Genomic DNA, 26438 nt, shown 5'->3' on the forward strand with positions numbered 1-26438 from the left:
CTCTTACCTCCTATGCTCCGTATCCCTTAAAATCTCCTCTTTGCTGAAATTTATCATAACCATTCTCCAGTACTACATCCATATCCATAAAGATGGTACCGCCTTTCCTTTCCACTTTTGTAATTCTATAGTAAGCCCCTCTCTGAATAATCATTTCACTCTCATACCCAAAGTTAGCCTGCTTTTTTACTCCATCCCAAGCATTAGGATTTTCTGTAGAATACTCTGCCCCGCTGTAGTAGCTAAAAGGCTCTGCATAAATCATCTTAGTACCTTTCGGAGCATAGATATTACAAATTACATCACCAGAGAAACCTTTACCTTTCGCCACACCTGTACTAATAAAGTTATATTGCCTGCCACCTTTATCTACAAGGTTTTGGAGATCTTTGTCGGTCATACTAAACAGGTTTTTTACATTTAGCATATCCTCTATCGCTTCTGTGCCGCATCCTCTCTGTAGCCATATATCAAAATCATACTCTGATTTATCAATTAGGTTAGTGAGTTTTCTTATCTCATCTCCTGCCCCCTCATAATTGAGGCTAACTTTCTTTTTCCCAATTTTATTGTGCCAAGATCCTGCGTGTCCTGTAAGCGGTCTGTTAAATTTACCGCTACTAGCGGTATAATCCCATCCTGCGTATCTTTGCTCCTTACTTGCCCCTTTCCATACCTTCCCGCACACGCCTCTAAGTACGGTATCAGCATCCTGCGTACTCTTAAACCAATAAGCATTATCCTTACGCTCTTGACTATAAGGATCATCTACCCAGATACCCGCTTTCTTTTGTGCCTGCTCTAACTCTTTTTTGAGTACAGCTACCTTTTTCGCCTGTATCTCGTATTCTTGCCCTTTTTGCTCAAACTCATCTAAGGATGTGAGTAGCCCTTTGAATTTATCATAATCAGCTCCAGTAGAATTTTTTAGCTGATTTTCAAAATAATCTTTTTTAGCTTGTATTTTATCTTTCTTATCAGCATAATCTTTAAGTGTTACGCTATCTTTCCAGATGCCCTCGTATTCTCCAACCCCGTTAGTTCCTCCAGACTTCGCCAGATACGCCAGATTAAATACTGCATCTTCGACTTCTGCCTCTTTGTCCTCCGCCTCTTTTAAGAGTTTTGCTTGTTTGAGCTGTTCATCTTGTTCTATTTTCCATTTCTCGTAATTCTCCGCCCCTCTAATTGAGCCTGTAAGCTCGTTCAGCTCATTATCCCCAAACTCATCAGATACCACAGGGATATATACACATCTACAATTAGGATGGCGTGGGAGAGTAGGCTCTTTCCCTCTGGCAAATAATTTACCGTGATCCGCCTTACAAATAGGGCAAGTCCTATCATCTACCCCGTTTGCACATTGATACTTAAGCTCATTTACGCCCATATCCTTATAAGCATCATCGTGAGCTACATAAGTTACCCGCTTTGTTTCCGTCCTCGCCACTCGCTCCGCATTATACTGAGAGGTATCTATATTCTTACGGATACGCTCTGTAATTTTAGGAATACTCTCCCCTAAAATCATACTCTGAGTAAGTCCTATTCTAAGATTTCTCCCCAGCTTTTCCTTGTCAATCCAGAGCCTATCACTAAACATAGCACCACTCCACGGATAGTCTATGGTTTTCTTTACAAGGGCTGGATTAAGCCTATTAAAATTAGCCTTTACGCTTACGGTCTGCCCAAGTTGATACACCTGCCTCATAAACTGGTCAGTATAAATCTCGCTTAAGCCTTTTGTAAAAGCATCATGCTCTTTCTGCCCCAACTTAGCAATTTCCTCCGCTATCTGCTCAAATAACCCTTTACTGCGGGTAAGGGCACTCTGATTAGCATAGCTCCACTCTCCGCCCGCCTTATTCACGCTGGCTATTGTTTCTGTAACGCTGACTAAGATGTTCCTCTGACACTCGGAATAAATAGAGGCAAGGACTTTTTCCATCCTTGCCTCATCATCAAACGCCTTTAAGTTATTTTTCAGTACTTCCTGCTGTACCTCCGCTATGAGCTTTGATCTCCTTACGCTGTCGGCGTGGAGTATTTTCTTCTGCTCAGCGGTAAGTTGGTTATAAGGAATACCGTACATCGCCTGCACCACTTTATTGATATACCCTTTATACGCCATTTACTCCACCTCCTTATAATTTCGGCTGAGGTATTACCGCCCCTAAAGCCTCCATTCTCCCCGCCTCATTAAGATTAGGGAAAAGATTATTACCGTCCGCCTGCATATTATCTACTGCATACGGATCTGAGGTCTTTTTCTCCTGTTTCGCATCGTTCTCCATCTTTTCTAATATCTCTTTTGGATTATCAATAAAAGGTAACAAGCTAAGGAGCGTTTCCTTATCCACTTTTCCGTCCAATTTAGTAACAGTGTCTACAATTTCCGTTAAGTTATTAGGTACATTTCTTGTAAACTCTACTTTGAGGTTAAGTAAGCTAATATCTTTCCCTGTGGATACCTTAATTGGCACACTAAGCACCCTTACCAGCTCCCTTATCGCCTTTTCCATTTTACGCTCTTTGATAATACACTTTGTTTCAAGTCCAAATAACTTAAAACGAATTGCAATACCACTAAGATTATTTGCAAAATGCTCATCTGAGAGGTTAGGCACCTGTGAAAAGATGTAAATGTTACGCTCAAGCCTATTCAGATGATTTTCCAGAGCATCCGTCTGGATTTGTTTTGTAATAAACTTAACATCTCCGTTTTCCATCACTTCGATTATGCCCTCATCTTTTAGCTTTTCTATACTTTTCTCATTGATAACAGTATTTTTAAGCATAAGATAGGCATTTCTGAACGCCTCAAACTCGTTAGATACATCTGAGAGCACCTTGTCATAATCGGCTACCAGCGTTTCTATCTTCTCCAGATCGCTCATACACTCCTCGTTATTGTAAACCGTTACAATCGGGAGCCTACCGTAAATGTGAGGCTTTTCCTCTACAAATTTATAGTTACAGTACTCTCTACCTACCCCGCCTATATCGTTGGTATCCTTGCTAATAAAAAGCTCCATTTTGGTAGCACTATACACCTCTGCATAATGTACCGTGTTCCCCGTATCCTCCGTATCAATATCATAGAGCCTAATTTTGTACTTAGCCTTTTTGGTCGCACTGTTCTCATATACAATAATGAGATCCTCTGGAGAGATCCTCATAAACTTAGTTTTACTCTCCTCGTCTTGATATACTAAGATATGGGATAAGCCCTTTATCATCGCCTCTTTACCCCACTCGATAAAAAGATCGTCCTTATCGTTTTCTACGCCCAGCTCGTCTAAATAGCTCTGCACTTCTACATCATCTATTTTTTCCAAGTCTACGCCTACATCCACAGGATCTATCTCTACTCCTGCTTTTTTCGGTGTTGGCTCTGTGTAGTTAAGGATAATCGGATTACCTAAAAAATAGCCTACCGTATTATCAATTACCTGCCCAAAGTAGTCATTTACGATCTTGTTATTAGGCTTATTCTTCTTTTTCTGCCTATTAAGAATCTTATGCTTTCCCTCGTATAAATTCTGGAATTTCTTATACTGAGGAGCTATTTTCTTTTGATGAGTTTCTACTAAGCTATTAAGAAAAGATGTACTAAATCTGCTCTCCTCCAGCTCCACATTAAACTCTTTATCTACCATTACTGTTTACCTCCTTTTTTTTTCTCATAAAAAATAGCCCTCAATTTTAAGGACTACTCTATACATAATAATCATCTCTGTTATGCACGATTACCTCAGCGTTAGCATCTGCCATCGCACAAGCAAAATCCAGTCCGTCAAATAAGTCATCGTGCTCTACCTCTGGGAATAGGAGTAAGCACTCCTCCAAATCATCCATCCCCTCTCTAAACCATACTTTACCGTTTTCAAAGTTCGCCGATCGCCTCATCGCTCTGGTTACTTTGTCTTTGCTGGTATTGATATTGATAATAGGGAGGAGAGATAGCCTCCTAAGCTCCTGTGCTAAGGATTTCTGATAAGCTACCGTTTCTACGCCTATACGCTCCACCATCGGGTATTTATCCCTACCATAACTTATTACAGCGTTCAGTTGAGCATTAAAACTTAGCCTCTCTTTAATGTACTCAAGTACATATACATTCCTATCCGCATCTACCCCGACTGCCATAAGCACAAAGTAGTCATTTTTATCCGTTTCCTTTTCCGATATTGCAAGGTCGCAACCAAAGTATACTCTAACAGGTATCCAGTTTTCGATCCCGTCAGCGTTCTTAACTTTAACCTTAGCTTTTTGAAAATCGTAATCTATCTTATATTCTTCATAATACTTAAAGTACTTAGCCTTGAATATCTTACCTTTTGCAAGCTCTGTATCGTTCTGATACTGCATATTAAAGATAATTTTTCCACTCTCCGCCATTATGTCCTTAAGTTTCTGTACGCTCCACTTTTCCTCCCAGAGTGATACCTCTTTCCCGTCCTTAATTGAGAGGGCTTTTTGAACATTTACCACATACTTTTTACTCTTGATTAAGTCCTCATACAGATCCAGAGGATTATAACGGGTACCAAGTATATGGATCTCTCCATCTGGCTCTAAGGTAGGGAATAGAGAGGAGTAAAACCACTCTTTTAGATTAACCCTCTGCCTCTCCGTTCTGGCATTCTCTAAGCCTACAAGGTCATCACCAATAATAATATCAAAGTGCTTGGAAATAACCGCTCCTGAAGCTCCCAGAGCTGTTACAGTAGCCTCCTTTTTAATTACCGTCCTTTTATTTACGGTAAATTCTCTATCATTCCAAACATTATCCTTACTCTTTTTCCAATCCCCAAAGATGCGGATAAGGTCAGTATTCTGCTCAAAGTGGGTACGGACTTCCTTTAGAAACGCCTCCGCCTGTGTTTGTGTCTTACTACCTATCATAATCCTTATATTAGGATCCCTTAAAATCTTAGTGATACAATAATCCACATCGCCTACGGTACTCTTACCAAATCCTCTCGGAGCTAAGTCCAGAGTGCTCTTATGAGATGAGATATTAGAAATAATGCTTTTATGCAAATCCTGTACGCTCCTTTTAGTAACATACTTACATACTAAATAGTACGCTACCTCAAAGCCTGCGTATTGAATTAAATGCTTTATCATAGCATCTCGATTATCTGCCTCGTTCAGCATTTCCTCTACTACCGCTACTTTTTCATAATCCAACACACCCGCTTAACCTCCTTTCCGCCAAATTAAAAGGGAGCCTCTTAAGCTCCCCCTCACATTACTACCAGTTTTACTATTAAGAATACCGCCATAGTGAACATCATTAAAATATTCCACGCCAGTACCGACTTTTTCGGATCAAACTTTTCCAGCTCTGTAAAATAAGCAAAAGTCTTACCTATCAATACTACTAAAACTCCTAACAATAAGATTGCCAGTAGTTTAGTAGCCATTACCATTAAATTAGCCATCACATCCCGCCTCCTTAAATGCTTTATGGAGTTTAGGCTCCTGTATCGCTATCCAGTCTACCATCTCCTCATTTAGTGCCCAGTGAGTACTGTTTTCACTACTTCCCCAGAGCCCGCTCTCATATAAAAAGGCGTGGATAATCTCGTGCCTCAATACTTCTTTTTGATAAGCTACCAAATCCTTTACGCTCTGGATGTCCTGCTTAAAATTATAGATTAAAAGCTCTTTAGCGTGAGGATCGCACCATCCATCCGCCCCGTTTCCTTTTCTATAATCTTCCTCCTCAACTATGAGGATTTTATAAATAGTGCCCAGAATGTTTACCGTCTTACCGCTTTCTCTCTGTGGCTGGTTACTTCCTGTTTCTGATAAATCTCCTATCTCCGCAATTACCTTTAACCCGCTTTCCGTGAGCCTCAGCGTTACTCTGTCCATATCGTCTATGGCTAATACCTCTCCCAATAGGTTAATTCTCTTTATATTTACGATTTCTCCTATATGCACCGCTTTATTTCCTCCTTTTTCTGGTGTTAGTAGCGATAAGGAGTACTGAAACTCCCAGTACTCCTACCACAAACCCTATCATTATGCCTATTCCTACGCCGATGATAAAGCCCATTAGATTACCTCCATAGGCTCCAGATCGTCAAATACTACTGGTATCATACCTTTTAACTCTTTGAGGAGTGGTACTGCTACCTCTAACATCTGTGGATGAGGTTTCCCTGTTTCTCCGCAAGCTCTAAGGCTGAAAAAGTGCCTCCACTCTCTTAAGTTAGCTGTCATTACTACCTCAGTTTTAAGGCTATTAGGTAGTACCGCTCTTGCCTCTTGCGGAGATGCTCCATAACTAAGTAGCTCAAGGTACCTATTCTCTGCCTTAGCCACGCCCTCTACCCATATATCGTGTAGAGAGTTCCTTACCATATCGTTAGGAACATAATCCCAGTAGCGAGGCTCAATTACCGTAATTTCCCCGCCCTTATTTCCATAGTTACAGTATCTTGTACTCTCTTGAGCAAAGGATGCTACTCTATGCCTTACGATCTCGTGAGATATTCCCCTATCTACGATAAACTTAACGGAAAAGCTAAAATGCTCCAGCATCGCAAGGTGTTTACTCTTTATAAGGGCTCTTATAATTTTCTCCGCTGAGCCCTCTGCGATTTTATCCTCGCTTTTGTAGCATACTCTCGCTACCTTTTCTATCTTCCTAAGAATTTCCTCCCCGCTGAGCTCATCTAAGATCTCATAACCTGCCTTAATTATCTTCATCCCTCATACCTGCCCTTTTTTTAAGTGATTTACGGATACGGTCGGCAATATTAGAGACTACCTCATCAATGCACTTAGTAGGAATATATCCACCCTCTACAGAGATTTTTATCTCTACTGGCTCAGAGTGTTTAGATGGCTTAAACATATCTCCAAAGATATTGTCCGTCGCCTCTCTAAACTGTTTATAATCCTTATCTTCCTCCTCGTTTGACTCTCTATGGCATCCGCACTCTCCACAGCCACAGCAATTATCCTCATAAAAGTCTTTTGCTGGCTCTGGAGCCTTTTCCTGCTCGCCCTCGATTGCCTCAATCTCAAACTGGATATACTCAATAGCTTTCTTAAGATCAACTACCACATTATCCTTACGCCCTGCTCTGGAGATATACTTAACCGCATTTCCCAGATTAAAGTTAAGATCCCAGTCCTTAATTACCTTATAAGGCTCGTACTTTCTTCCCTCCGCATAATGTGAGGGATGTTTAATTTTTTCCATCATTTTCTCCTCCTATCCAATAATTTCTACTTTCCCATCGCCTCGCTCTATCTTGTAGTAGGCGTTACCGCTTGAGTAGTCCACCACTACTACAACCTCAGCATTAGGATCCATTGTTTTTAATTCTTCCATCAATTCCTGTACGGTCATATCCAAACAACCTCCTCTCTGTGATAACTAACATAATCACTAAAAGATAAATTATTTAGATAATGTCAGTACCGTTTGCCTATTTCCCCGTGTTTTTTCTCCATTTCTCCTCAAAAGTTACTGTTAAACTTACATTATTGAGGTATAAACTACTTAAATCCCTCTAAAAGTGTAGCTATCTCGTCTAACCTCGCCTTATCGGCTGGAGATAATTCCACATCTTTACCGCCCGCTATCTCGGCACGATCGGTAGGCTCTCCCATTAAAAGTAAATCCAGTTTTACTAATCGCTCAAAATCCTGTATATTCCTTACTTTTATCTCGCCTTTCATTACCCTTTTAGAGAGGTCTGCCATAAAATTATTGATAATAACTCTATATCTCGCCCTAACATCTGTAAGCTGAGTATTAAGAGCCTCCTCCCGTTTATTCTGAGAGTTTTCAATGTTTCGCTGTGTTACTCGTGCTACCCAGTTAAACGCTCTGCTCCAGCCTGCTACCGTTCGCTCCGTTCTGCCTATGGTTTCTGCCACAGCTCTAAGGGAACGCTTATCTCCTAAGCCATAATACATCTCAAACGCCCTGCTCTGGAGCTCGTTCTCTTTTGTTAGCTTGTCCGCCACCATTTCTACCTCCTTTCCCTTGATTTTCCGCCCTTTTCCCTCTATCTCTGTATTTTGCGGTATTTTCTACAGTTTTTCTTACTTACCGTACTCCTGTTATGATAAATACCTTTATTTTGAGGAGTATTTTTACTATTTACCTCTATACAATATTTTCCTTAAGGAATTAGAAACTATAATTATCTTTTCAGTACTCTTTTTCATTAGGTATCTTTACTATTTCTTTGTTTATTAGATAGAGTATTATTCTATCTTTTTGCCCGTTTTTCTCTTTTCCGCCGTTTCATTGTTTTTTCATTGTAATGAAATAAATAAAAAAGAGGCTCTATTTCCCGCCCCTTTTCGTTTTTTTTTATTTTATTAGAGCCCTCTCTTTAGTAGCCACGATATAAAGCCCTCCTCTGGAGTAAGCTCTACATACTCGTTATATCTATTGCTAAGGAGTATGAGGTCATCCTCTGTTATTCTTACGCTATTACTTCCAAATCTTAGCATAGGTAGAGTAGTCTTTTCCTCTTTCGGCGTTTTTTCCTTTTCTTCCTCAATTTCTTTCTCCTCAAAGATACCTTGTAGGTCTATCTCCGTAAAGCCCATTACTTCTAAAGGAAAGTCTACCGCTTGTAGTTCAAATAACTCAGCCTTTAAGAGATCCTCATCCCAGTTAGAGAGTTCTGCCAGCTTGTTATCTGCTATCCTATATGCCTTTATCTGCTCTGGCGTCAGATCTTTTAATATAATATAAGGAACGCTCTCCATCCCCGCCAGTATGCTCGCCTCTCTCCTTGTATGCCCTGCTATGATTACCATATCCTCATCTACAAGGATAGGATTTCTAAAGCCAAACTCCTTAATGCTCTCCAACACCTTTTTTACCGCATAATCATTTATTCTCGGATTTTTCTCATACGGTATTAGGTCTATCGGATCCCCATATAATATCTCCATACTCTCCATCTTAAATACCTCCATTTCTTATCATTTCATTAAAGATGTAATTTTCTTTCATAAGTAAAGCAAGTAACAAGTAAAAAATATGTATTTACGGAGCTAAAATCTTATAGGCTAAACTCTCCATCCTCATCAAACACCCCTAACACCCCTTTTAACTGTATCATATCTCTTTTACTTAACTGGCTAAACGGTATTTCTACTCTTGATATACTCTCCTCCTGTCTGGGAGTAATATAAGCGTTATTTTTTCCTTTTCTTTTGTGCCCGTTTTTACTTGTATAATACGGATCGTGTTCTCTTAGCCACTTATCCGCCTCGTCCTCCACTCTCCTAAATCTTTTCCCCATTAGTCCTCCTCAAAAGCCCCTAACTCTTTTTGTATCGCCTTTATCCCGCTATTGATATTCCTGCTGATTACAGACTGATCTACTCCCATTACAAAGGCTAACTCCTCTTGAGAGTATCCAAGTACTAAACAGTACGCTACTGCCATATACTGATATTGACTGAGCTTTCCTCTCTTATACCCCTCATTAAACTTTTTCCTACTCTTATTGTTATACTCATCTAAATCTATCCCGGTTACTTTCTTAAGATCTAACAAAATACAGATGGCTACGGTATCTCCCTTGTAACAAAGGCTTTCCAACGCTCCCCAGCCTCTTAAAAAGTATTTTATTGTACGCTTTTCTTTATAGCTCATTCTGAGAAGAGGGTAGTTAGTTATTTCCCTTATTACTCCCACGCTTGATACCTCCTATTACTTTTTGTATGTATTTAAGGTGTACTACCTCTGTAACTTTGCTGTATAACCCGATACCTTTTACAGTAGCCATAAACCCTTAATATCTACAATTTCCCCATAGCTGTAGTCATTATCTAAAGGGCTCATCCACCTTACTATGTCCGATACCTTGAGCATCTCATAAACAACCTCCTTACAAGCAAATAAAGATATTAGAGATTTTCTAATATCCTTTACGCCCTTTATTTATCCTGTAATTCCTGCTTTATTTCCTCTGCTCGCTCAAGTATTTTCCTGCTATACTCTGTACTAAATATTTCTTGATCCCAAAGACTTTTAGCTCCAGATACCCCCATATTGTAAACCATCAAAACACAGTGAGCTCCGCTACTCTCAAGGTATCTATCCTGTATTTCCTTGATAACATCTATCCCTACTCTCATATTTTCATACGGATTATAGAGATCCCTTACCCCCAAGCGTTCCATACGATCCTTATGGAATTTCTCATATATCTGCATAAGTCCTTTAGAGTTCCCACTATCGCCTGTGGCATCGTATCTATACCCGCTCTCTGTTTCTATGAGAGCAAGTGCCATATAATAATCCACCCCAGCCTCTTTACATAAGCTCCAGAGATATACCTGAGCTACCTCTGGGAAAAGCCCTCCGTTTAGCTTGTATCCGTTAGGAATGGTGTAGTATGAGTACCCCTCGTTATAAGGCTCTGATCCCCAGTCTGCACTCATAATCGAGTAAGGATAAGTATTATTATCTGGATCCCCGTGAGCTACCTCTGGGCTTTCCTTTTTACTCTCTGGAGTAGTTACCTGTTTCTCCTCCGCAATCGGTGTAACGGTTATGTCTGGAGCCCCCTCCTTATTTTTCGATCCTCCAACCGATTTCCCCCAGAAAAACGCTCCCACTATGAGCACTACTGCTACTGCGGTAGCTATCGCCCTTTTAATCATCGCCTGCCGTTTCTTAGTTCTCCTCATTTCCTGTACCTCCCAATGCTTTCCTTAGTCCTGTAATAGAGATGTTCATATTTCTAACCTGTGCATCCAGCCTATGGATAGTTTTTTCAATATCTGCTGGATCATCGCTATACCAGTAGCCATGAGATGAGCTACAAACTGGTTCCCCATCCTGTCTAAGCTGAGTAACGATGTTTCTTACCTGCTTATCTGTAAGATTAAAGAGTGTCCGTAAATCTCGGCTCTTTAATGCCTTACTTTCTGTGGTATAATATTCTTTAAGATATTCCAGCATTTCTACGCCTACGCTCATACTCAAACCTCCTTAACTTCGATACTTAACCTAATCACGGAGAAGATAATTTTTTAGAGAAAAATTTAAAAAAAATAGTGCATATTTTTATCTATGCACTACCATTAATCTAAAATTTTTTGATAGTTTACTCTAAATACCTCTTTATCAGCTTTCTGATACCGCTGGCTGTAAGGTTATCCAAATCTCCTACTAAAAGATCCTCTAAGCCTCCCAGCGTATCTACGATAGCTCTAAGAGCCTCTCTACTCTTAAATAAATCCTCCATAAGACTATCCTCGATAAGATAATACTCTTTAGCATCTCCGAACGATACCGCTATTGCATAATCTTCTTTTCGGGTAGCTAAGCTCTGTTCCCTTGCCTTGTCTATCCAGTCCTTTTTTATCGTTATCTGCTTACTCGGTGTCATCTTCGTCTTTGCCTCTATAAAGAGCTTTCCCGCTACTACATCCCCCTTTAGAAAAGGAGTAGATCCAGATCCTATTATCTGCTTTCCTCCCATAGCCTTAGCTATTCTTTTTTCCTGCTGGCTACTCTTTTTCCTCGTGTTCACGCCTTTCCCTCCTTAAACTTAACAATGTGAGAGCTCCTAAATAATGAGGAGTACTCATTTCCCTTATCTATAAAATACCTGCCTTTCGGTAAATACAGATTAGGGTCTGTTTTTAATTCATCTGTACCAGTTTTCCTCAACACACCCGTATAAACATCCCCATCGAATAAAGTAACTGTAATTACTTTACCTAAATACTCCTCCAATTTTGCCTTAACCACCTTTTACCCTCGCTTTCTTGCCCCCAACTTGTACCGCTTTCCGCAAATACTACAAGTAGCTATAAATGAGCCTTTTCTACTCTGAAATAGTTTACCTCCACACTCACATCTAACATCTTGCAATCTTTTCTCCATAAACTTATTTATACTCTTTGTATCCCTTTTTACAGATTTTTTAGGAGAGAGTCCAAGTAATTTAAGTGTATCTCTATACTCCCGCTCTATCCACTTTCCATCTGGTTCGTGATGGCATCCATCCCCCATCATATCTCCTAATCGGATAAGCCGATCATATAAATACTTTTTATCATCTTCCATTACATCCTCCCCGTTCCTTTTGGAACCTCCAGCTTTACTCCGCTCTAATCGTTGATTGTATTCTCCTCTTGCAATCTCTTAAGTGTTTTAAGGTAATACTCCAGCCCGTTAATTACTGTGGATAACTCATTCGGAAAAGCTCCAGATAAAGCATCCTTAAGCTTGTTTACCACCATTTCCTTATCACTTTTCCAATATCCTAAAATATCTTTATCTTGTAGTACCCTCTTTACCGCTTTCCACAATTCAAGCTCATTCTCGCTATGTTCCACCTCATACAATCTCTTATGAGCCTGTTGTAAATCCATAGCCATCTTAGTACCTAACCTATCTCCTATATACTTCCTGTTTATCTTATCCTCAAGATAATCCTTACAATACTCCTTACGATCGTTATAAAATGGGAGCCTATCCTCCTCCAACCTACTAAAGATAATATACTCATAAACTCCGACAGGTTTATCAATCAGCCTATACTGTGCCTTTTTAACTGTCCTAAGAGCCTCTGTATCTGCATTATAGTATATGAGCCCTACATTATCTGGGAGTTCATCTTTAGTTACTAACCCTGTGGGCACTACAAAATAAAATTCATTACAATACTGTAAATATAAATGCCACTTATTATCCTGTTTAAAATCATTCCTACTAATCTTGATCTCATAGCCTATAATATTAGGCTTAGTGTAACTCTTTGTTATCGCCAACCCGTCAAACTTAAGTAACCCCTGTGGATCTGGAAAATATGTAGAACAAGTCTTACACTCTGTAAGGAAATAGGTAGACTTAGTGCTATGTAGCTTACTTAATGCTATTTTTATATCCGTTGAGGTTACTCTCTTATCCGCCATCGTACCGCCTCCTCTCTGTTTTGATACTTAACTTAATCATAAAAGAGCGGAATTTTTAGACAAAAAAAAGAGGATCCTTTTGAGATCCCATTACTTTTATCACACCTATTTTATTTCAGGACTATTTAACTCCTCATCCACTAACTGTTCCACAATCTTATAACCTACTGCCTCAGCGTCTTTCTTTGTAGGCTCAAAAGAATACTCACTCTTTATCTCATTCAAATTTTCGTTAAATATTTGCACTAAATAGCACTTAGTTACTTTAACTTTATATTTATTTATTGCGTCCCATCTCTCCTCTAAAATTTTATTTTTCTCTTTAGCCTCTCTTTTAATTTTTTCTACCATCTCTTGAGTGGACTTTTCCAATTCTTCTGTTTCTTTCTTCCATTCATCCCAAAAGGCTCCTAAACTTTCCTCAGATTTTTTCATATTACACCTCACTTAAATTACAATATTATATACCTCCTATATTGTAACTCAATTATGAGGAAAATTCAATCCTCTGTTAGAAACTTTACCCACGCCCTCGCATCATCCTCTCCGTAAAGGCTGTAATAACATCTCGTGTAAGGTACATCGGCTATCTCCAGATTTCCCTCTGTAGTAAGCCCTCTCCTCTCGTACCGCCTCTCTATGTTCTGAAGATGGTGCCTAAACTGGTGTAGAAAAGCCTTAAGCTCTGGCTCTGTTAAGTATATCTCCTGTGTAACTGGTACATAGTTATCATCTCTTACCCAGCAAGTGATTACAGGGAGAGGTACCATATAAGCATCTGCTAAGTCTGTATTGAGCTTTCTTATTGCCTCCAGAGCTTGTATCTTGTCTATCGGCTGTATAAAGGAGTTTACGATAGGGAATGCTTTACACCCCCTAAGTATCTTCCTGTAAAGCTCTACCCTGTTAGGAATAGAGATTACCTCGTTTCCCATTAAACCGTCCTCCAGTTCCCCATCATATCGTGCCTAATATCGTATGCCCCTACAATGTCCTTAATTAAGCAACTCTCCTCATAAGTAGCGTAAACAATACCCTGTATTACATATCTATCAAACGCCTCTAACGCCCGCTCTACTCTGGTTACCTCTTTCTGAGCATCCTCACTATAATCCTCATCATAAAGCCTGTTCATCGCCCTGTCGTGAGCATTATAGATTTTATGCTGATTTTTCTCCCAGCCACAAACTGGGTAGAGCTTTCTTCCTTGCTTATCCTTGTAAAGTTTCATATCCTATACCTCCTTTATATATCCTGTATGAGTAGGAGCTTTATGCTCCCAACTCCTTTACATACTCGATGCCGTCAAAGTTGGTAAACCCTCCCCCATTGAGGATAGCCTGTAACGCCAGCTTTCCTCCCTGCGGAATATATGGAACGATGATACCGTATCTGTCAACAGAGTTACTAAATGCTAAGTAACCTTTTCCCTCTACATAGAACGCCCAGCCCGTAACTATTATAGCAATCCTCTTAGTTCCAAACTTAGCATTTTTCAATCTTCTAATTTCCATTATCCTTTACCTCCTTGATTTCCTGTTTCACTGCACTTATTATATACCCCCTATATAATAATGTCAAGTACTTTTTATATATCCCCTGTATAAATTTTTAAGGGAGGGCTATTTACACCCTCCCCCATATTACACAGTAGCCTCATATACCCGTTTTCTAAGGTGTTCCAGCTCTTTCTTTTCTGAGGCAAAAAACTCCTGCACTCCCGCTCTGCCCTGCAACTTTTTCTCTTTTCCATCCTTAAGGGTAAGGGTAAACCACGCCCCGCTCTGCTGGATAATGGATAACACGATGCCCATATCAATAGTATCCTTTATCTCATCTACCCCCATAAAATAATTAAGAGTGTATGTTCCAAGCCTACGATCGTTTTTAGTAACCTTATTTTTTTCCATCTTCACGCTGATTAAGTTCCCGCTCGGCGTTCCATAGTTACTACTTGTTTCGTTGCCCTTTTCGTCCAGTAGTGAACCTTTTGTAAACCAAAGAATCTGGCTACAAGCGTGAGCTAAGGCTGTTCCGCAAGGTATCTTATAAGGCTTGTAAGGATTTCCGATATTCTCTCTGAGCTGATTAAGGGCTAAAAAGGTACAGGAGTTCTTATGTAGTAACGGTACTACTTTATCGCAAAAGCTCTTAATAAGAGCACTGTTTCCTCCGTAACTTTTCTCATCAAGTCCTTTCTCCTGTACCGCCTTTGGAACGATAAACGGTACGCTGTCTAAGACTACAAGCCCTGCCTTTCCGCTCTTGATATAATCTAAGAGCATATCAAGTAACTGCTCTCCGTACTCCGCCTCTGGCTGTATTAGGATAACTCTGCCCCAGTCTACGCCGATTATCTCGCCCCACTCTTTCTCCAGAGTATTCTCTGCATCCAGATATACCGTGTACCTCGTCTTATCCTTTTTCTGATAGTTAGAGATAATATCTAAAGCTGTGGTAGTCTTTCCGCTCTGAGGGAGCCCTACAAGCTGTACCATACGCCCTACTGGTATGCCTCCCCTTGTTAAGTAGTTCATCTGAGGAGAGGTGTAAGGGATAAACTCGCTTATCTTAAGATCGCTGGCTTTTCGGATTATATCCGTCTTGTACTTCTTATTTACCTCTGCTATGAGGTTATCTATCTCCGCCATCCTCTACCGCCTCTCTGAGTACTTTTACATCAAGCACCTTGAGCATATCCTCATTTGATACGCCATTTTTAAGCCCATTGACAAGGAGCTCTGTTTTAGCCTTTCCCAGCATAAAATCTAATAACTCTCTTTTTGTAACCTCTACACGATCCTCTGGATTAAAAGCATCCATAATACCCATTACACATCTCCCTCCTCTCTGTTATTAGCTCTGGCTACATCAAACCCCTGCGGGTATCTGGCTCTCAATTTTTCAATGTTCATCTGGAGGATCTCGTCAAGGTCAAACCCCATAGAGTGGCAAATCATAGCCATATACCACATCACATCCCCCAGCTCTTTCTTAAGATGTTCTACATCAAGCTCTTTTTCGTGGAATACCCACTTTTTAATCATATCCAGAGTTTCTCCCGCCTCTCCAGATAAACCTAAGCATCCGTTAAGCACTCCTCCTACATCATACTTCTCAGAGTTGAGTTTATTGATAATACGCTTGTTAGCTCTGCCATCGTTCGTAACCATAGCCATCTTTACATAATCTTTTCCTATCATTTTAATACTCTCCCCCTTTCCGGCTTTCATCCTTTCCAGCGGTTTCTACGAACTGTGTTTCCTTGGTCTCCAGAGCCTTTTTAAGCTCATAATTTTCTGCCTTAAGTGCCTCTACCTGCGTTTTAAGAGCCTTGATTTCGCCTTCACGCTCGTACTTATCCTTATTAGCATCGTTAATATCTTTTTCCTTAGTAGCAACTCCACTAACAAGGCTCCTGTACTCACCCAGAGTGATCTCTACCATAATCTCTCCCTGTGCCTTAAAGTCCTCTTTCTTAAACCCGTACCCGTCCATTTTCTTATCAAGGATTACATCTTTTACTGTTACATTTTCCATCTTAATTTTCCTCCATTTCTTTTACTATTTCCGCTGTAGTAGTCCACAGCTCTACTTCTTTATCAGTTATCCCTAAAGTGTAATCTACCGTTATAGGATTTCTAACCACTGCTATATCTACACCCCGCTCGTTAGGAATAAACAATACTACCCCATCATTACAGATAAAAACTGTTTCCCCCGTTATCTCTACCCCTTGAGCCTTGAGATGGTCTAAAAAGGCGGTTATTTTCTCCTCGATCACTTTTCGCTCCTAATCCTTTCGCAAACAATTCTCCCAGTAGTATCACTTAATCTGCAATTCCACCCCTCCTGCCTCATCTCCTCGATAAATGTTGAAATATCGCCTATAAACCCCACATTAAAACTTCCTAATGTCTGAGCCATATCTAAAATCTCCTCATCGACTTCCTTATAATTTTTCATCTATACATCTCCTTCAATTTTCCATCTCTCGTGAACATTCCCGATTACCTTTAACCCTGTAACCCAAGCAAGTAAACTACTATACTTCCCGTCAATTACTACTTGAAAACAGTCTTTTTTACGCTCTACCTCTGCCCTAAAGATTTCATCTTTTAGAGTAAGTTCTAAAATATCTCCTTCATATATCTCCGTCCCGTCTACGTCCTTAATGCCCGTGTATTGCATCAAGACAAACCTTTCCCCTGTATCATCTCTTTTCCATACGCCTGTATGTTTAACAAAAAACAACAACATATCATCACAAATTTGATAATTCGTCCATCTTTTACACTCCTGATCCCAAGCTCTAAACTTGATTTTTTGATATTCTTTCATCACGCCCTCTTATAAAAGCTCGTCCAAACTTTTAATATCTGCCTCTTCACAATTCCCCTTATACAGTTTAAAGTTAGTGTTATAATTTAAACATCCCATAAATAACGCATTCTTTTTCTTTCGATAAGTAGCAAGCAACTCCTCAAATCTATCAAAATACAAAATCTCTCTATTAACTTCCTTTTCTTCAAAATTTACAGTATATAAGTGAAAATCCCACTCTAAAACCCATACAACCTTAGTCATATACACTCTCCTATAAGAAATGTTTACAGTAAAACTCGTTTTCGTCCTTGATCTCCATCCCTTCAAGCTCTGTACCTATATGATTATAAAGGAGAGTACTTACTGTATCATCTACCTTCTCTACCATATCTGTAATACCATCCTCAAAATCTGTATTTATCGCCTTTAGTATCTCCTGCTGGCGTTTCTTTGAAATATTAAACTCGTTGAGAACGCCTTTAAGTCTGTAAAACTCTGGAGGGCTGATACTTTCCTGTATTGCCTCGCTCAGTTTTCCGTCCTCTACAATGCCTGTAATTATTCCCTCAACAGGATTTTCAAAGATGTCTGAGGCTTTCTGGCACTCTCCATTACGATAATAGGAGCACCACCTACAACAATGATATAGATCGTTTATCTCGCTCATCGCTAATCGTCCTCCTCTCTCGGCAAATAGCTATCCTTACTAAAACGATTAAGATCTACCTCTGCAATTCTTTTACTAAGAGCCTTTTTAAGGCCACTATAAACTTTTTCCGCCATCTCCAGCTTTACCTTTAAAGTATTATAAGCTCTGCGATATATCGCCTCTACTAATACCTTATCCTCTGTAAGCTGTTCCACTTTTGCTTTTTTTTCCTGTACGGTACCGCTTACCTTTAACATTGCGTCATTTTGAGCAATCTTTTTGCTGTTAGAAGCTATATCTGCCTGCATACCAAGCTCCTCTACTTTCTGTCCCGCATAGTACATAATCGCCGGTATCTTTACACAGTAGTACTCTATCTGATTATCTGGGATATCCTCTATGGAGTTCTCTCCAATACTATCCATAATCATATCCAGCTCTGATATTGCGCTATCTAAATCTCTACTATACTTGACTATTAGTTCATTAGAAAAACATACTACTGTAGTGCTTTCCTCTTGTACCTCTTTTATGAGTTTACTTAAGATTTCCTGTGCCGCCATTCCCTATCCTCTCCGGCCTCAGCCTAAATTTGGTAGTTATGCACTGTCCCTCTCTTGCCCTTTCTTCCTCAGTCTTTCCGGCCACGCTCCACCAAACTGCATCTCTTGAAAAATCGAACATAGAATAGCACTCAATAAAGCTTAACCCTGTAGCAAGCTGCAACCTGTCGCTATCTACCCAGTTCCCTGCAAAAAACTCCTTTAGTGTTTCCTTACCTAGTTCCGAATCGTATGCTGTCGGCTGTCTATCAATTAGCTCCATTGCATAATTTATCTCCACCTCTGGAATGCTTACACTCTTTATATAGCTCTCTTTTAAGATTTCTGAATCTATAAGTCTACTCATTAAAATACCTCCCTAACCATTCTGCTAAATTATATGAATATCTTACTCTCTTTTTAATCTGCTCTATCCTTAACCCACTATCCCTACACCATTCTACTGGTATGCTTTTCCTCTCTTTTGAGTTTATAAAGGCTACCATTTCCATAACTGATACATAGTAAGTTTCCTCTAAATCTCTAAAGTTTAGAATAAATCCCGCATAAATACCTTTATGCTCTACTGCCCTCGCCATCCCTTTTATCTGGTTATCTCGGATCTTAGTAAGAGGGATACTCCTGCCTTTGTGCGTTTTAAGTTCCAGTAAGAATGTATAAGGGAATTTATAAATCCGATAGTCCGCTGGATTAGATACTCCATAAAATCCAGCGGTATCATCCTTGTACCTTTCAATATAAAAATCTTTCGGGAAACTCTCTTTTATCTCATTTTCAAATACTTTTCCTATTCCTTTTCCCACTACCACTCATCTCCTATTGCCCAAGCATCAAATATAGGGCATCCAGCACAACAAACACCCTCCGCATCATCACAAGGCTCCCCACTAATAATGCATAGAGTACCCGCCTTTTTACAGGACTTTTTAAGGCTTGTAGGGCTCTTTTTCTTCTTAGAGGTAGTATTGCTACCCTCTGCCTTTTTTGTGCCTCTTTTCGCCTTTTTCTTGGCTACTGCGGTGGGATTAGGATGCTCCCACTTACCAGCCTCCACTAAAGAGCACTGCTCCTTAAATTTACAGTAGGTACACTTAGTATCATCCTTAGCTGGAGGAGTTCCTGTTTTAACTCCCTTATTTACCGTGTCTATTTTTTTGAGTACCCTTTCCTTCATCTCGTCCGAGATCTTCCAGAGATATATTTTCTTTCGTAAAAAATTACGATCCTCATAAATAAAGAGTACATAGTCAATACCTAACCCCATTCCATAACTTGTAACCTGCCACTTATGATCCTCTTTCGGCTCGTATCTATTGTTAAAACGGAAAGTACTTTCTGTTTTAATCTCCAGTAGTACCTCTTTTCCCATAAAGCGTATAATTCCATCTGGCTGGAAAAAGATACTCAGCTCATCGTTTTTACATCTGCCCTCTGTATGATCCTCATTCCAGCCTACAAACTCTGTCTTGATGCCTTTTTGATTAGCCTCTTTTACTACTTCCTCAAGATCTAAGCACTCTACCCCGTCCATCATCTCTACGATATACTGTATATCTAAATGCCTGTCCGTTCCGCTCTGACAAATCTCAATAAGTGGTACATCTGACTGCTCCTCTGTAAGAGTTCCGCTATAAACTCTCTGGAAAAAGATCATACGCTCACACCCGTACATACTTGACGGTCGAATATAATCCGCTGGATCCTCTTGCTTTTCGGCTAAATCTTTTTTTCTTACTGCCTCCTCATAGGCTTTTAAGAAACTATCCTCAAAAGATAATTCACTTGCATTTTTCCCTTGAGCTACACGAATTAAACTCTTTAATCCCATCCTGTTACCTCCTCTACATCGTCCTGCTTTATCTTGATAACTAACCTAATCACAGATGAGCGTATTTTTTAGATAAGAAAAAGGAGCTTTTTATAAGCCACCTTATCCCTCGATCATTAGCATCTTATCTATACTCGCCAGATAATAACTACTATCTCTCATTACTTTTTCATACTCTGCCTTACCCTCAAACTCATCTATTACCGCCTGCTCCTCTTTGCTCATCTCATCGTACCCCTTTTTACCGTAATGAGGAGGTAGCCAGTTCCTATTTTGAGCTCCAAAGATATTAAACTTTTTGAGTAGCTCCAGATTAGTAAATTCAATGTGGCAAGTACCCTTTTTGAAAAATGTTACTGTAAAATACTTAAGCTGTATTTTCTTCGTTATTCCTTTAGACTTAGCCTGCACAAGTGCCGAATGTAGATCTACGCTACCTGCACGCCCTCCATCCAGATAATTAAATACTTTCTCTATATCGGATAGCTTTCTCTGCACCTCGTGCTTATCTGGCTCATACTCGCAACTCTTATCCCAGCTCCAATGTCTAAAAGCATTGAGAGGGATAATAACTTTCTTATTGATTACCCAGCTCTTATTAGTTTTCCAACCATTGAAATAATGGATATTTTTACTGGTTTCATCCAAGTAGTGATACTTATGGCTAAAATCTTCAAATAGTTCTAAGATAGTATCCTCTACTCCCTTGATTACCCCTTTAAACATTTCTACTCTAATAGTAGTGATGTTATAAAGAGAAAATTCATACTCCGCCAACTCTTGTACCCTACTCTGATATTCTGATAAGAGTTTACTTGTTAGCCTGCCTGTAAATTTAGGATTACTAAACAGGGCTTTCCAGTATTTCATCCTTACCGATTTTACAAAATTATTGTAGGATAAAGAATTTCCTACTCCGTTTAGGCTTAACTCAAGTATCGGCTTAGAGTATCCATCATTATCAAAACTGTTAAGTATGTGAGGTTTCATAGCATTGTACTCATCTATGAGCTTTACTCCCGCCTCTACTTCTACCTCGTACTGCTTTACAAAAGCCCTTAAAAAATCATTCTCTACCAAGCTAGTAGCCTCTGGATCTTCCTGCTCTTTATACTCCAAGTCTTTCGCTTTTTTTAGAGTTTCCTCAAAGATAAAAGATACCTTTTCTTCTTTCGGTATTGCTACTTTTACAAGTGCTATCTCTACTCCTGTAGTTCTCTCCGCATCTATAAAAGCATCCTCAATATAGTCTATCGTTGCATTATAATCTGTTAGCTTTTGGAGTAAGGCTTTCCTCTCCACTGAGTATGGATTTTTAAGAGTTTCTGCATTGAGTAAGCAAATAATAGCCCCTCCCGCTCTGCTCTGCATTTCCAGCATTTTTAATAAGTGCTTAGCTCCTTGAGAAAATGGTGGATTACTTATAATGAGATCATACTGCTTAAAAGTACTATAACTTAAAAAGTCATCGTGTACTACTCTAAACTCTTTCCCCTTGAGGATCATCTGAAGCTCTGGCTCTATTTCTATCACATCTAAATCCAGCTCGCTCTTTCCTCTCCAACTTGAGCCTATTTTAGCATCATACGCCCTTTTTATTCCCTCTGCTAAATCTCCCTTACCCGCCGATGGCTCTAATACGGATCTCAATCTATAAAAATCTACTCCGTCCAGCATCTTATCAATTAAGCCCTGCGGAGTAGGATAAAAATCATTATTAAACATACGCTATCCCTCCTATACTTCGTTTCCCCAGCAATCCCACCCGTTAACTACTTGCCTTTCAAACTTCCTCGCTCCTTCGGCATATTATAAGCTTTTACATCTACATCATAGACTTCTATATTCTGCCTTGTATTTTTTTGTAAACTCATAGGATTTTTCAAAACAACGATTTACCGCAAAACTTAAAGACTTTTCAAATTCTTCTATCACTTCAAGTTCTTGTTTAAGATTTTTCACAAACGGACACCCTGCGCAACCAGTTCTTTTCAAACCATAAACTTCGTAACAATCAGAATGTTTGATATCAAAAATCTTTTCATATTCTTCAATATCAGAATTTTTAAACCAGAAAATCGGTCTATAATGTCCTTTTTCATCATAGCAAGTTCTGTAAGCACTTGATCTGATACCGCCTTCAGCTTTTCTAATTCCAGTAATCATTAAATCAATGCTGTTTTGTTTAACAAAATTTTTTGATACATTCTTTTTTGCATAGTCGCAACATTTCACAGAAACTTTAAAATCAACCCCGTTTTTTTTTAAAATAAATTCTTTTAAGCCTTTGTTACGCCTAATGTTGAATTGATCACTTTTGTGATAATTCGTCCACCACCCTATTGCAACTTTACACTTTGGATATTTTAAAATGAGTTCTTCAAATGATTGATCTTCCCATTTAAAGCCATGCTTTTGCAATCTGCTTATCATCTCTGAAACGTATTTTGAAAGAAGCGGTTGTCCGTGTTCTTGGCAAGATTTTATAACTGATTTTTTAGGTCTAAAACGTTCAATTTTGATATTATATTTTTGTTCAAGATATTTTAAATGCTCTTTTGTTGCACGATATTCGATGCCTGTATCAAAGAAAATATATCTGCATTTCTTTTCCTTATCAAGTTTATGCACAATATCTAACACAATATCCGAATCTTTTCCACCAGAGATTGACATGGCTATATTTTTGTGAGTTTTTAGAATCCCATCACACTTAATAAACGCATCATAAATTATTAAATTTTGCGCTGCTAATTTTAAAAAATCATTTGTCATTTCATTCCCCCCTCTCTTGCCTGCAAGAACTTTATCTTTATATCCCCAAGCGGGATCTGCGTAAATTATTTGATACTTCTTATCTGGATTAAAAATATCTACTTTCAAAATAAAATACCTCCTTTCAAAATAAAATACCTCCTTTGTGTTTATTAAACCTAATCACAAAGGAGGCGTATTTTTAGATATATCTAAACAATTTTTCAACTCTCAAATTTTTATTACTACTCACATTATCTAAATAGACTTTATGCTCTTTACTCCATATACAAGTAAACTCATCGGGCATCCAATACTCAGAAACTAAAACCGTGTTTCTCTTACTGAGATCCTTTACCCACTCATAGTATTCTGCATACGGAAAATTTTTATCTGCATATTTTGTAGTGTCTTTATACGGAGGATCACAATAAATAACATAATTCTCTAAATTAGATGTATCTATATCTCTAAAGTCTTTCCTTTCAAACTTAACTCCTTTTAATAGAGGTATCTGTGCTTTACTGTTTCGATATGCCTCATCCGCATAATCCCTTTTTCCTATTTTATCCCTCCTGTATCCTCCAAACCATTTACCTCCATACGATAACTGAAACCCTGCATACCCCACCAGTTTAGGATCAAAGTTTTCTTTGTTTTTCTGGAGCTCCTTATAAAATTCTTCGGATAACTGCTTAGGAGGATCCCACCCCTCAGAAAAAGCCTTAAGTACTTCTATAAGATAATAATGTATATCATACCCTATCTTATTAGAGTGATAGATCTTGTCTATCATATTGCCCCCCCCCACGAATGGCTCTATATAGCCTCTCGTTTGAGGAGTGATGTAACTTTGAATAATCGGAGCAAGCTCTTTAGAGAGCTTGCCTTTGCTTCCTAAATACTTCATAAAAAATACCTCCTTTGTGAGTTAAGTTACCTATCTTAATCACAAAAGAGGTACATATTTAGTCTAAGTCCTAAAATAATTCTAAACTATCTATTTTCTATATGCCATAATCCTCCGCCAAATTCTCCCCGTACCAGTACGAATTTACCTCAGCATCCACACTCATAGGGAGATGGATAAGATCGTGCCCTACTCGTTTCATCGTTTCCGTGAGTAGTTCTGCCCCTGCCTTAATGTTCTCCTCTGGTACCTCCATAATCAGCTCATCGTGTACGGTTATAATCATATTGCAATCCAGCTCCTTATAGCGTGGATCTCTATAAATTGCAATCATTGAGAGTTTCATAATATCGGCTGAGCTACCCTGTATAACTGAGTTAAGGCTCTGCCTATGTGCCTCTTGATACCTATAATCATCCTTGTTAGGTAACTGCATATCTGGGAGCCTGCGTTTTCTACCACATACAGTAGTAACAAAGCCAAACTCCTCCGCCATCTTTTCCACCTTAAGCCTAAATTGCTGGATCTTAGGAAAACTCTTATAAAAATCATCTATGAGCTTTTGAGCCCACTCTGGAGATTTATCAAACTGCTCTCCTATCGCTTTCGCCCCACGCTCGTACATTATTCCTAAGAGAACACTTTTCATCGTTGTACGCCTGTGCTTTCCTTCAGCATTTACGGTACCATCTGGATAAAACTCTCTACAATCCTCATAAGGTACTCCATATACCTTAGATCCCATAATAGCGTATAAATCTTTACCCTCTCTGTATGCCTCCTGCATCGCCTCATCTTCGCTAAAGAATGAGAGTACTCGTGGCTCAATCTGGCTAAAATCTCCGCCTACTAGCTTATATCCATCTCTCGCTTTGAATATCTTACGGATACTCTTATCGTGGCTCGGAATATTCTGGAGGTTAATCTTAGTAACACTATCAGAGGAGGAGAAACGCCCTGTAACCGCTCCGTACTGGTTAAAAGTAGTATGTACGGCGTTAGTTTTCTCACATTTTACCGCTGGTATCTTGTCTACATAAGTTCCTAAGAGCTTTCCGCACTCTTTGTATCTCTGGTAGTTATCTAAAAACTCTATAAACTCCTGCCCCTTTTTCGTTCCCGCCTTTTTCGCTTTATTTCTATGGAGCTGGATAATCTTATCTCCTGTACCTCTCGGCTCTTTTCGACTTACACTCTTGAGCTGGAACACATCATATAAGAGGCTTGCTACCTGCTGAGAGCTATTATAGTTTATCTTCTTTGTGCCTTTGGTAAGCCTCATAAGAGTAGAATTTTCCTCTATAAATTTATCAAACTTAGATACATAAGCATCACATAAAGCCTCTTTTTCCGCCATTTCTTCGTTAAACTTGATAGAGAGCTCTTTCGCATAATCCTCCCTTATCTCTACGCCTCTAAGCTCCATATCCATACATACATCTATAAGGGGCATCTCAACCTCTCTAAATACATAATAGAGCCTCCTAAAGTCCGCTCTCGGATGATCCTCTCTTAAATATTCTTTCTGGAATTGATATACCGCCCAAGTCTTAAAGCCATCGTTCGCCCCGTAAATTGCAAATATCTCAATCGGAATGTAGTTACAAGGAATACCCTCGAATAAATCTGAAAAGTCCTCATCTGATCCCTCGCCATTGAGGATATACTTGTTATACAATGGCTTAAGTCCGTGCTTTTCGTTCTCATTGAGTACCCAGCCTGCAATATTGGTATCCCACCATACATTAGCAATCCTCTGCCTCCAGTTAAAAGTAAGCATCTTATCATCGAATTTAATATGATGGTTTATACACTTAAGGCTATCATTTGCTAAGTAAGGGAGCATAATTTCCTTTACCTGCTCCTCTGTCATTTGATTAGGTACTCTGATATTCTGTAGGTCGGTATGGTTAAAAGGCACATAGGCACTCGGTAAATCTGGATTATAAATACAGATACCTACCAGTATATCGTTATATACATCAAGCCCCGTACTCTCTATATCCAGAACATACTCCCCGATACCGTTTACATAAGTCTCCATAAACTCCTTTAATCTCTCTGGAGTTCTAATAACCTCGTACTCGCCCTCTGGCTTTAATCTGCCACTTTTTACAAGCTCGTTGATTACCTCTAAGCTCTTTTTAAGAGCTGTGAGGTTTCTTTTTACTGCAATGTTAGTTACTTTCTTATGAGCCAGCCTTGCACTAAGATCGTTAAGCTCTACCACCTCTCTGCTCATATCTATCTTAATCGTATCCCTACTCATCCTTTATCCTCCTATTAGAAAAAGGAGGAGGCTTTTACCTTTCCTCCCCCTAATTACCCTATTTCCCAGCTTTATAAGGGTATCCCTCTCAATGAGTGCATTCAAATATCTAAGAGGCTTTCTTTAGGTTGTTATCCCTCATAATTGAGCACAACAATTATACCTATCATCCTCACTCCTTTAACTTCCATTTGTTTTTTTTTGTCTGC

At 39.2% G+C, this 26438-nt stretch carries 37 protein-coding genes and 2 pseudogenes; all 39 read right to left on the minus strand.

All coding sequences use genetic code 11. The features are described 5' to 3' along the window. Window positions 1-10: 10 nt before the first annotated feature. The 39 genes and pseudogenes from C3V36_10960 to C3V36_11150 all read right to left on the minus strand — a co-directional run bounded on the left by C3V36_10960 (window position 11) and on the right by C3V36_11150 (window position 26229). The gene (locus C3V36_10960) at window positions 11-2131 is read right to left on the minus strand and encodes a hypothetical protein (GenBank protein AVM69714.1); all 2121 of its coding nucleotides are present in this window, start codon (window positions 2129-2131) and stop codon (window positions 11-13) included. 13 nt (window positions 2132-2144) lie between these two features. Beyond that, a complete protein-coding gene (locus C3V36_10965) occupies window positions 2145-3659 on the minus strand; it encodes a phage portal protein (protein AVM69715.1) in 1515 nt (504 codons plus the stop codon). Between the two features lie 58 nt (window positions 3660-3717). After that, window positions 3718-5199 carry a hypothetical protein gene (locus C3V36_10970; GenBank protein AVM69716.1) on the minus strand — a complete coding sequence of 494 codons (1482 nt, stop codon included), beginning with the start codon at window positions 5197-5199 and terminating at the stop codon, window positions 3718-3720. Window positions 5200-5252: 53 nt separating this feature from the next. Beyond that, window positions 5253-5450, minus strand: coding sequence for a hypothetical protein (locus tag C3V36_10975; protein AVM69717.1), 198 nt, complete (start codon window positions 5448-5450; stop codon window positions 5253-5255). Then, the gene (locus C3V36_10980; protein AVM69718.1) at window positions 5443-5955 is read right to left on the minus strand and encodes a hypothetical protein; all 513 of its coding nucleotides are present in this window, start codon (window positions 5953-5955) and stop codon (window positions 5443-5445) included. Before C3V36_10980 ends, C3V36_10975 begins: the two co-directional genes overlap by 8 nt. A gap of 114 nt (window positions 5956-6069) precedes the next feature. Continuing rightward, entirely contained in the window at window positions 6070-6726 is a 657-nt protein-coding gene (gene thyX / locus C3V36_10985; protein ID AVM69719.1) for a thymidylate synthase (FAD), read from the minus strand. Then, window positions 6713-7225, minus strand: a complete 513-nt coding sequence (locus tag C3V36_10990) for a hypothetical protein (protein ID AVM70529.1) — start codon at window positions 7223-7225, stop codon at window positions 6713-6715. Before C3V36_10990 ends, thyX begins: the two co-directional genes overlap by 14 nt. A gap of 299 nt (window positions 7226-7524) precedes the next feature. Next, window positions 7525-7998 (minus strand): hypothetical protein, encoded by a 474-nt coding sequence (locus tag C3V36_10995; GenBank protein ID AVM70530.1) that lies wholly within the window; start codon window positions 7996-7998, stop codon window positions 7525-7527. Window positions 7999-8358: 360 nt separating this feature from the next. Then, the gene (locus tag C3V36_11000) at window positions 8359-8952 is read right to left on the minus strand and encodes a DNA methyltransferase (GenBank protein ID AVM69720.1); all 594 of its coding nucleotides are present in this window, start codon (window positions 8950-8952) and stop codon (window positions 8359-8361) included. Between the two features lie 101 nt (window positions 8953-9053). Next, window positions 9054-9296 carry a hypothetical protein gene (locus tag C3V36_11005; GenBank protein ID AVM69721.1) on the minus strand — a complete coding sequence of 81 codons (243 nt, stop codon included), beginning with the start codon at window positions 9294-9296 and terminating at the stop codon, window positions 9054-9056. Next, window positions 9296-9694 carry a hypothetical protein gene (locus C3V36_11010; GenBank protein ID AVM69722.1) on the minus strand — a complete coding sequence of 133 codons (399 nt, stop codon included), beginning with the start codon at window positions 9692-9694 and terminating at the stop codon, window positions 9296-9298. The genes C3V36_11005 and C3V36_11010 overlap by 1 nt, the downstream gene beginning before the upstream one ends. Next, window positions 9669-9871, minus strand: a pseudogene (locus C3V36_11015) (hypothetical protein). The gene C3V36_11010 and the pseudogene C3V36_11015 overlap by 26 nt, the downstream one beginning before the upstream one ends. 65 nt (window positions 9872-9936) lie before the next feature. Then, entirely contained in the window at window positions 9937-10692 is a 756-nt protein-coding gene (locus tag C3V36_11020) for a lytic transglycosylase domain-containing protein (GenBank protein AVM69723.1), read from the minus strand. After that, a complete protein-coding gene (locus C3V36_11025; GenBank protein ID AVM69724.1) occupies window positions 10679-10984 on the minus strand; it encodes a hypothetical protein in 306 nt (101 codons plus the stop codon). The genes C3V36_11020 and C3V36_11025 overlap by 14 nt, the downstream gene beginning before the upstream one ends. Window positions 10985-11111: 127 nt before the next feature. Then, window positions 11112-11489 (minus strand): hypothetical protein, encoded by a 378-nt coding sequence (locus C3V36_11030; GenBank protein AVM70531.1) that lies wholly within the window; start codon window positions 11487-11489, stop codon window positions 11112-11114. 47 nt (window positions 11490-11536) lie between these two features. After that, the gene (locus C3V36_11035) at window positions 11537-11761 is read right to left on the minus strand and encodes a hypothetical protein (protein ID AVM69725.1); all 225 of its coding nucleotides are present in this window, start codon (window positions 11759-11761) and stop codon (window positions 11537-11539) included. A 3-nt stretch (window positions 11762-11764) separates the two neighbouring features. Then, entirely contained in the window at window positions 11765-12079 is a 315-nt protein-coding gene (locus tag C3V36_11040; protein AVM69726.1) for a hypothetical protein, read from the minus strand. Between the two features lie 44 nt (window positions 12080-12123). Continuing rightward, window positions 12124-12930 (minus strand): hypothetical protein, encoded by an 807-nt coding sequence (locus tag C3V36_11045; protein AVM69727.1) that lies wholly within the window; start codon window positions 12928-12930, stop codon window positions 12124-12126. A 105-nt stretch (window positions 12931-13035) separates the two neighbouring features. Then, window positions 13036-13365, minus strand: coding sequence for a hypothetical protein (locus C3V36_11050; GenBank protein AVM69728.1), 330 nt, complete (start codon window positions 13363-13365; stop codon window positions 13036-13038). Between the two features lie 65 nt (window positions 13366-13430). Continuing rightward, on the minus strand, window positions 13431-13850 hold the full coding sequence (locus C3V36_11055) for a hypothetical protein (protein ID AVM70532.1): 420 nt from the start codon (window positions 13848-13850) through the stop codon (window positions 13431-13433). Between the two features lie 14 nt (window positions 13851-13864). Further along, a complete protein-coding gene (locus C3V36_11060) occupies window positions 13865-14161 on the minus strand; it encodes a hypothetical protein (GenBank protein AVM69729.1) in 297 nt (98 codons plus the stop codon). 40 nt (window positions 14162-14201) lie between these two features. Next, window positions 14202-14444 (minus strand): hypothetical protein, encoded by a 243-nt coding sequence (locus tag C3V36_11065; protein ID AVM69730.1) that lies wholly within the window; start codon window positions 14442-14444, stop codon window positions 14202-14204. Window positions 14445-14573: 129 nt separating this feature from the next. Next, window positions 14574-15581 carry a recombinase RecA gene (locus tag C3V36_11070; protein AVM69731.1) on the minus strand — a complete coding sequence of 336 codons (1008 nt, stop codon included), beginning with the start codon at window positions 15579-15581 and terminating at the stop codon, window positions 14574-14576. Then, window positions 15565-15762 carry a hypothetical protein gene (locus tag C3V36_11075; GenBank protein AVM69732.1) on the minus strand — a complete coding sequence of 66 codons (198 nt, stop codon included), beginning with the start codon at window positions 15760-15762 and terminating at the stop codon, window positions 15565-15567. Before C3V36_11075 ends, C3V36_11070 begins: the two co-directional genes overlap by 17 nt. Beyond that, on the minus strand, window positions 15762-16133 hold the full coding sequence (locus C3V36_11080; protein AVM69733.1) for a nucleotide pyrophosphohydrolase: 372 nt from the start codon (window positions 16131-16133) through the stop codon (window positions 15762-15764). The genes C3V36_11075 and C3V36_11080 overlap by 1 nt, the downstream gene beginning before the upstream one ends. A 1-nt stretch (window position 16134) precedes the next feature. Continuing rightward, window positions 16135-16470 (minus strand): hypothetical protein, encoded by a 336-nt coding sequence (locus C3V36_11085; GenBank protein AVM69734.1) that lies wholly within the window; start codon window positions 16468-16470, stop codon window positions 16135-16137. 1 nt (window position 16471) lies between these two features. Then, entirely contained in the window at window positions 16472-16714 is a 243-nt protein-coding gene (locus C3V36_11090; GenBank protein AVM69735.1) for a hypothetical protein, read from the minus strand. Further along, window positions 16711-16896, minus strand: coding sequence for a hypothetical protein (locus tag C3V36_11095; GenBank protein ID AVM69736.1), 186 nt, complete (start codon window positions 16894-16896; stop codon window positions 16711-16713). The genes C3V36_11090 and C3V36_11095 overlap by 4 nt, the downstream gene beginning before the upstream one ends. Beyond that, window positions 16897-17271, minus strand: coding sequence for a hypothetical protein (locus tag C3V36_11100; GenBank protein AVM69737.1), 375 nt, complete (start codon window positions 17269-17271; stop codon window positions 16897-16899). Between the two features lie 9 nt (window positions 17272-17280). Beyond that, entirely contained in the window at window positions 17281-17517 is a 237-nt protein-coding gene (locus C3V36_11105; GenBank protein AVM69738.1) for a hypothetical protein, read from the minus strand. Window positions 17518-17527: 10 nt separating this feature from the next. After that, on the minus strand, window positions 17528-17923 hold the full coding sequence (locus C3V36_11110) for a hypothetical protein (GenBank protein ID AVM69739.1): 396 nt from the start codon (window positions 17921-17923) through the stop codon (window positions 17528-17530). A gap of 2 nt (window positions 17924-17925) precedes the next feature. Further along, a complete protein-coding gene (locus tag C3V36_11115; protein ID AVM69740.1) occupies window positions 17926-18468 on the minus strand; it encodes a hypothetical protein in 543 nt (180 codons plus the stop codon). Next, window positions 18443-18814 carry a hypothetical protein gene (locus C3V36_11120; protein ID AVM69741.1) on the minus strand — a complete coding sequence of 124 codons (372 nt, stop codon included), beginning with the start codon at window positions 18812-18814 and terminating at the stop codon, window positions 18443-18445. The genes C3V36_11115 and C3V36_11120 overlap by 26 nt, the downstream gene beginning before the upstream one ends. Then, entirely contained in the window at window positions 18807-19277 is a 471-nt protein-coding gene (locus C3V36_11125; protein AVM69742.1) for a penicillin-binding protein-related factor A, recombinase, read from the minus strand. The genes C3V36_11120 and C3V36_11125 overlap by 8 nt, the downstream gene beginning before the upstream one ends. A gap of 212 nt (window positions 19278-19489) precedes the next feature. Next, a pseudogene (locus tag C3V36_11130) lies at window positions 19490-20296 on the minus strand (hypothetical protein). A gap of 102 nt (window positions 20297-20398) precedes the next feature. Continuing rightward, complete coding sequence (locus C3V36_11135; protein AVM69743.1) at window positions 20399-22021, minus strand: DNA methyltransferase; 1623 nt, start codon at window positions 22019-22021, stop codon at window positions 20399-20401. A gap of 105 nt (window positions 22022-22126) precedes the next feature. Then, the gene (locus C3V36_11140) at window positions 22127-23071 is read right to left on the minus strand and encodes a phosphoadenosine phosphosulfate reductase (GenBank protein AVM70533.1); all 945 of its coding nucleotides are present in this window, start codon (window positions 23069-23071) and stop codon (window positions 22127-22129) included. Window positions 23072-23252: 181 nt separating this feature from the next. After that, the gene (locus C3V36_11145) at window positions 23253-23960 is read right to left on the minus strand and encodes a hypothetical protein (protein ID AVM69744.1); all 708 of its coding nucleotides are present in this window, start codon (window positions 23958-23960) and stop codon (window positions 23253-23255) included. A 97-nt stretch (window positions 23961-24057) separates the two neighbouring features. After that, a complete protein-coding gene (locus C3V36_11150; protein ID AVM69745.1) occupies window positions 24058-26229 on the minus strand; it encodes a DNA polymerase I in 2172 nt (723 codons plus the stop codon). Window positions 26230-26438: the final 209 nt, after the last annotated feature.

Source organism: Lachnospiraceae bacterium oral taxon 500 (genome assembly GCA_002999035.1).
Classification (GTDB): domain Bacteria; phylum Bacillota; class Clostridia; order Lachnospirales; family Vallitaleaceae; genus W11650.

Excerpts from the sequence above, each read along its gene's own strand:
- C3V36_11040 (AVM69726.1), bottom strand. The coding sequence starts at position 12,079 with ATGGAAGATGATAAAAAGTATTTATATGATCGGCTTATCCGATTAGGA.
- C3V36_11095 (AVM69736.1), bottom strand. The coding sequence starts at position 16,896 with ATGAAAAATTATAAGGAAGTCGATGAGGAGATTTTAGATATGGCTCAG.
- C3V36_11080 (AVM69733.1), bottom strand. The coding sequence starts at position 16,133 with ATGATAGGAAAAGATTATGTAAAGATGGCTATGGTTACGAACGATGGC.
- C3V36_11050 (AVM69728.1), bottom strand. The coding sequence starts at position 13,365 with ATGAAAAAATCTGAGGAAAGTTTAGGAGCCTTTTGGGATGAATGGAAG.
- C3V36_10990 (AVM70529.1), bottom strand. The coding sequence starts at position 7,225 with ATGGAAAAAATTAAACATCCCTCACATTATGCGGAGGGAAGAAAGTAC.
- C3V36_11000 (AVM69720.1), bottom strand. The coding sequence starts at position 8,952 with ATGGAGAGTATGGAGATATTATATGGGGATCCGATAGACCTAATACCG.
- C3V36_11105 (AVM69738.1), bottom strand. The coding sequence starts at position 17,517 with ATGACTAAGGTTGTATGGGTTTTAGAGTGGGATTTTCACTTATATACT.
- C3V36_11020 (AVM69723.1), bottom strand. The coding sequence starts at position 10,692 with ATGAGGAGAACTAAGAAACGGCAGGCGATGATTAAAAGGGCGATAGCT.
- C3V36_11085 (AVM69734.1), bottom strand. The coding sequence starts at position 16,470 with ATGGAAAATGTAACAGTAAAAGATGTAATCCTTGATAAGAAAATGGAC.
- C3V36_11100 (AVM69737.1), bottom strand. The coding sequence starts at position 17,271 with ATGAAAGAATATCAAAAAATCAAGTTTAGAGCTTGGGATCAGGAGTGT.
- C3V36_11140 (AVM70533.1), bottom strand. The coding sequence starts at position 23,071 with ATGACAAATGATTTTTTAAAATTAGCAGCGCAAAATTTAATAATTTAT.
- C3V36_11060 (AVM69729.1), bottom strand. The coding sequence starts at position 14,161 with ATGAAACTTTACAAGGATAAGCAAGGAAGAAAGCTCTACCCAGTTTGT.
- C3V36_11120 (AVM69741.1), bottom strand. The coding sequence starts at position 18,814 with ATGAGTAGACTTATAGATTCAGAAATCTTAAAAGAGAGCTATATAAAG.
- C3V36_10965 (AVM69715.1), bottom strand. The coding sequence starts at position 3,659 with ATGGTAGATAAAGAGTTTAATGTGGAGCTGGAGGAGAGCAGATTTAGT.
- thyX (AVM69719.1), bottom strand. The coding sequence starts at position 6,726 with ATGAAGATAATTAAGGCAGGTTATGAGATCTTAGATGAGCTCAGCGGG.
- C3V36_11030 (AVM70531.1), bottom strand. The coding sequence starts at position 11,489 with ATGGGAGGAAAGCAGATAATAGGATCTGGATCTACTCCTTTTCTAAAG.
- C3V36_11075 (AVM69732.1), bottom strand. The coding sequence starts at position 15,762 with ATGGGTATTATGGATGCTTTTAATCCAGAGGATCGTGTAGAGGTTACA.
- C3V36_10960 (AVM69714.1), bottom strand. The coding sequence starts at position 2,131 with ATGGCGTATAAAGGGTATATCAATAAAGTGGTGCAGGCGATGTACGGT.
- C3V36_11005 (AVM69721.1), bottom strand. The coding sequence starts at position 9,296 with ATGGGGAAAAGATTTAGGAGAGTGGAGGACGAGGCGGATAAGTGGCTA.
- C3V36_11070 (AVM69731.1), bottom strand. The coding sequence starts at position 15,581 with ATGGCGGAGATAGATAACCTCATAGCAGAGGTAAATAAGAAGTACAAG.
- C3V36_11110 (AVM69739.1), bottom strand. The coding sequence starts at position 17,923 with ATGAGCGAGATAAACGATCTATATCATTGTTGTAGGTGGTGCTCCTAT.
- C3V36_11115 (AVM69740.1), bottom strand. The coding sequence starts at position 18,468 with ATGGCGGCACAGGAAATCTTAAGTAAACTCATAAAAGAGGTACAAGAG.
- C3V36_11065 (AVM69730.1), bottom strand. The coding sequence starts at position 14,444 with ATGGAAATTAGAAGATTGAAAAATGCTAAGTTTGGAACTAAGAGGATT.
- C3V36_10975 (AVM69717.1), bottom strand. The coding sequence starts at position 5,450 with ATGGCTAATTTAATGGTAATGGCTACTAAACTACTGGCAATCTTATTG.
- C3V36_11045 (AVM69727.1), bottom strand. The coding sequence starts at position 12,930 with ATGGCGGATAAGAGAGTAACCTCAACGGATATAAAAATAGCATTAAGT.
- C3V36_11150 (AVM69745.1), bottom strand. The coding sequence starts at position 26,229 with ATGAGTAGGGATACGATTAAGATAGATATGAGCAGAGAGGTGGTAGAG.
- C3V36_11135 (AVM69743.1), bottom strand. The coding sequence starts at position 22,021 with ATGTTTAATAATGATTTTTATCCTACTCCGCAGGGCTTAATTGATAAG.
- C3V36_11025 (AVM69724.1), bottom strand. The coding sequence starts at position 10,984 with ATGAGCGTAGGCGTAGAAATGCTGGAATATCTTAAAGAATATTATACC.
- C3V36_11145 (AVM69744.1), bottom strand. The coding sequence starts at position 23,960 with ATGAAGTATTTAGGAAGCAAAGGCAAGCTCTCTAAAGAGCTTGCTCCG.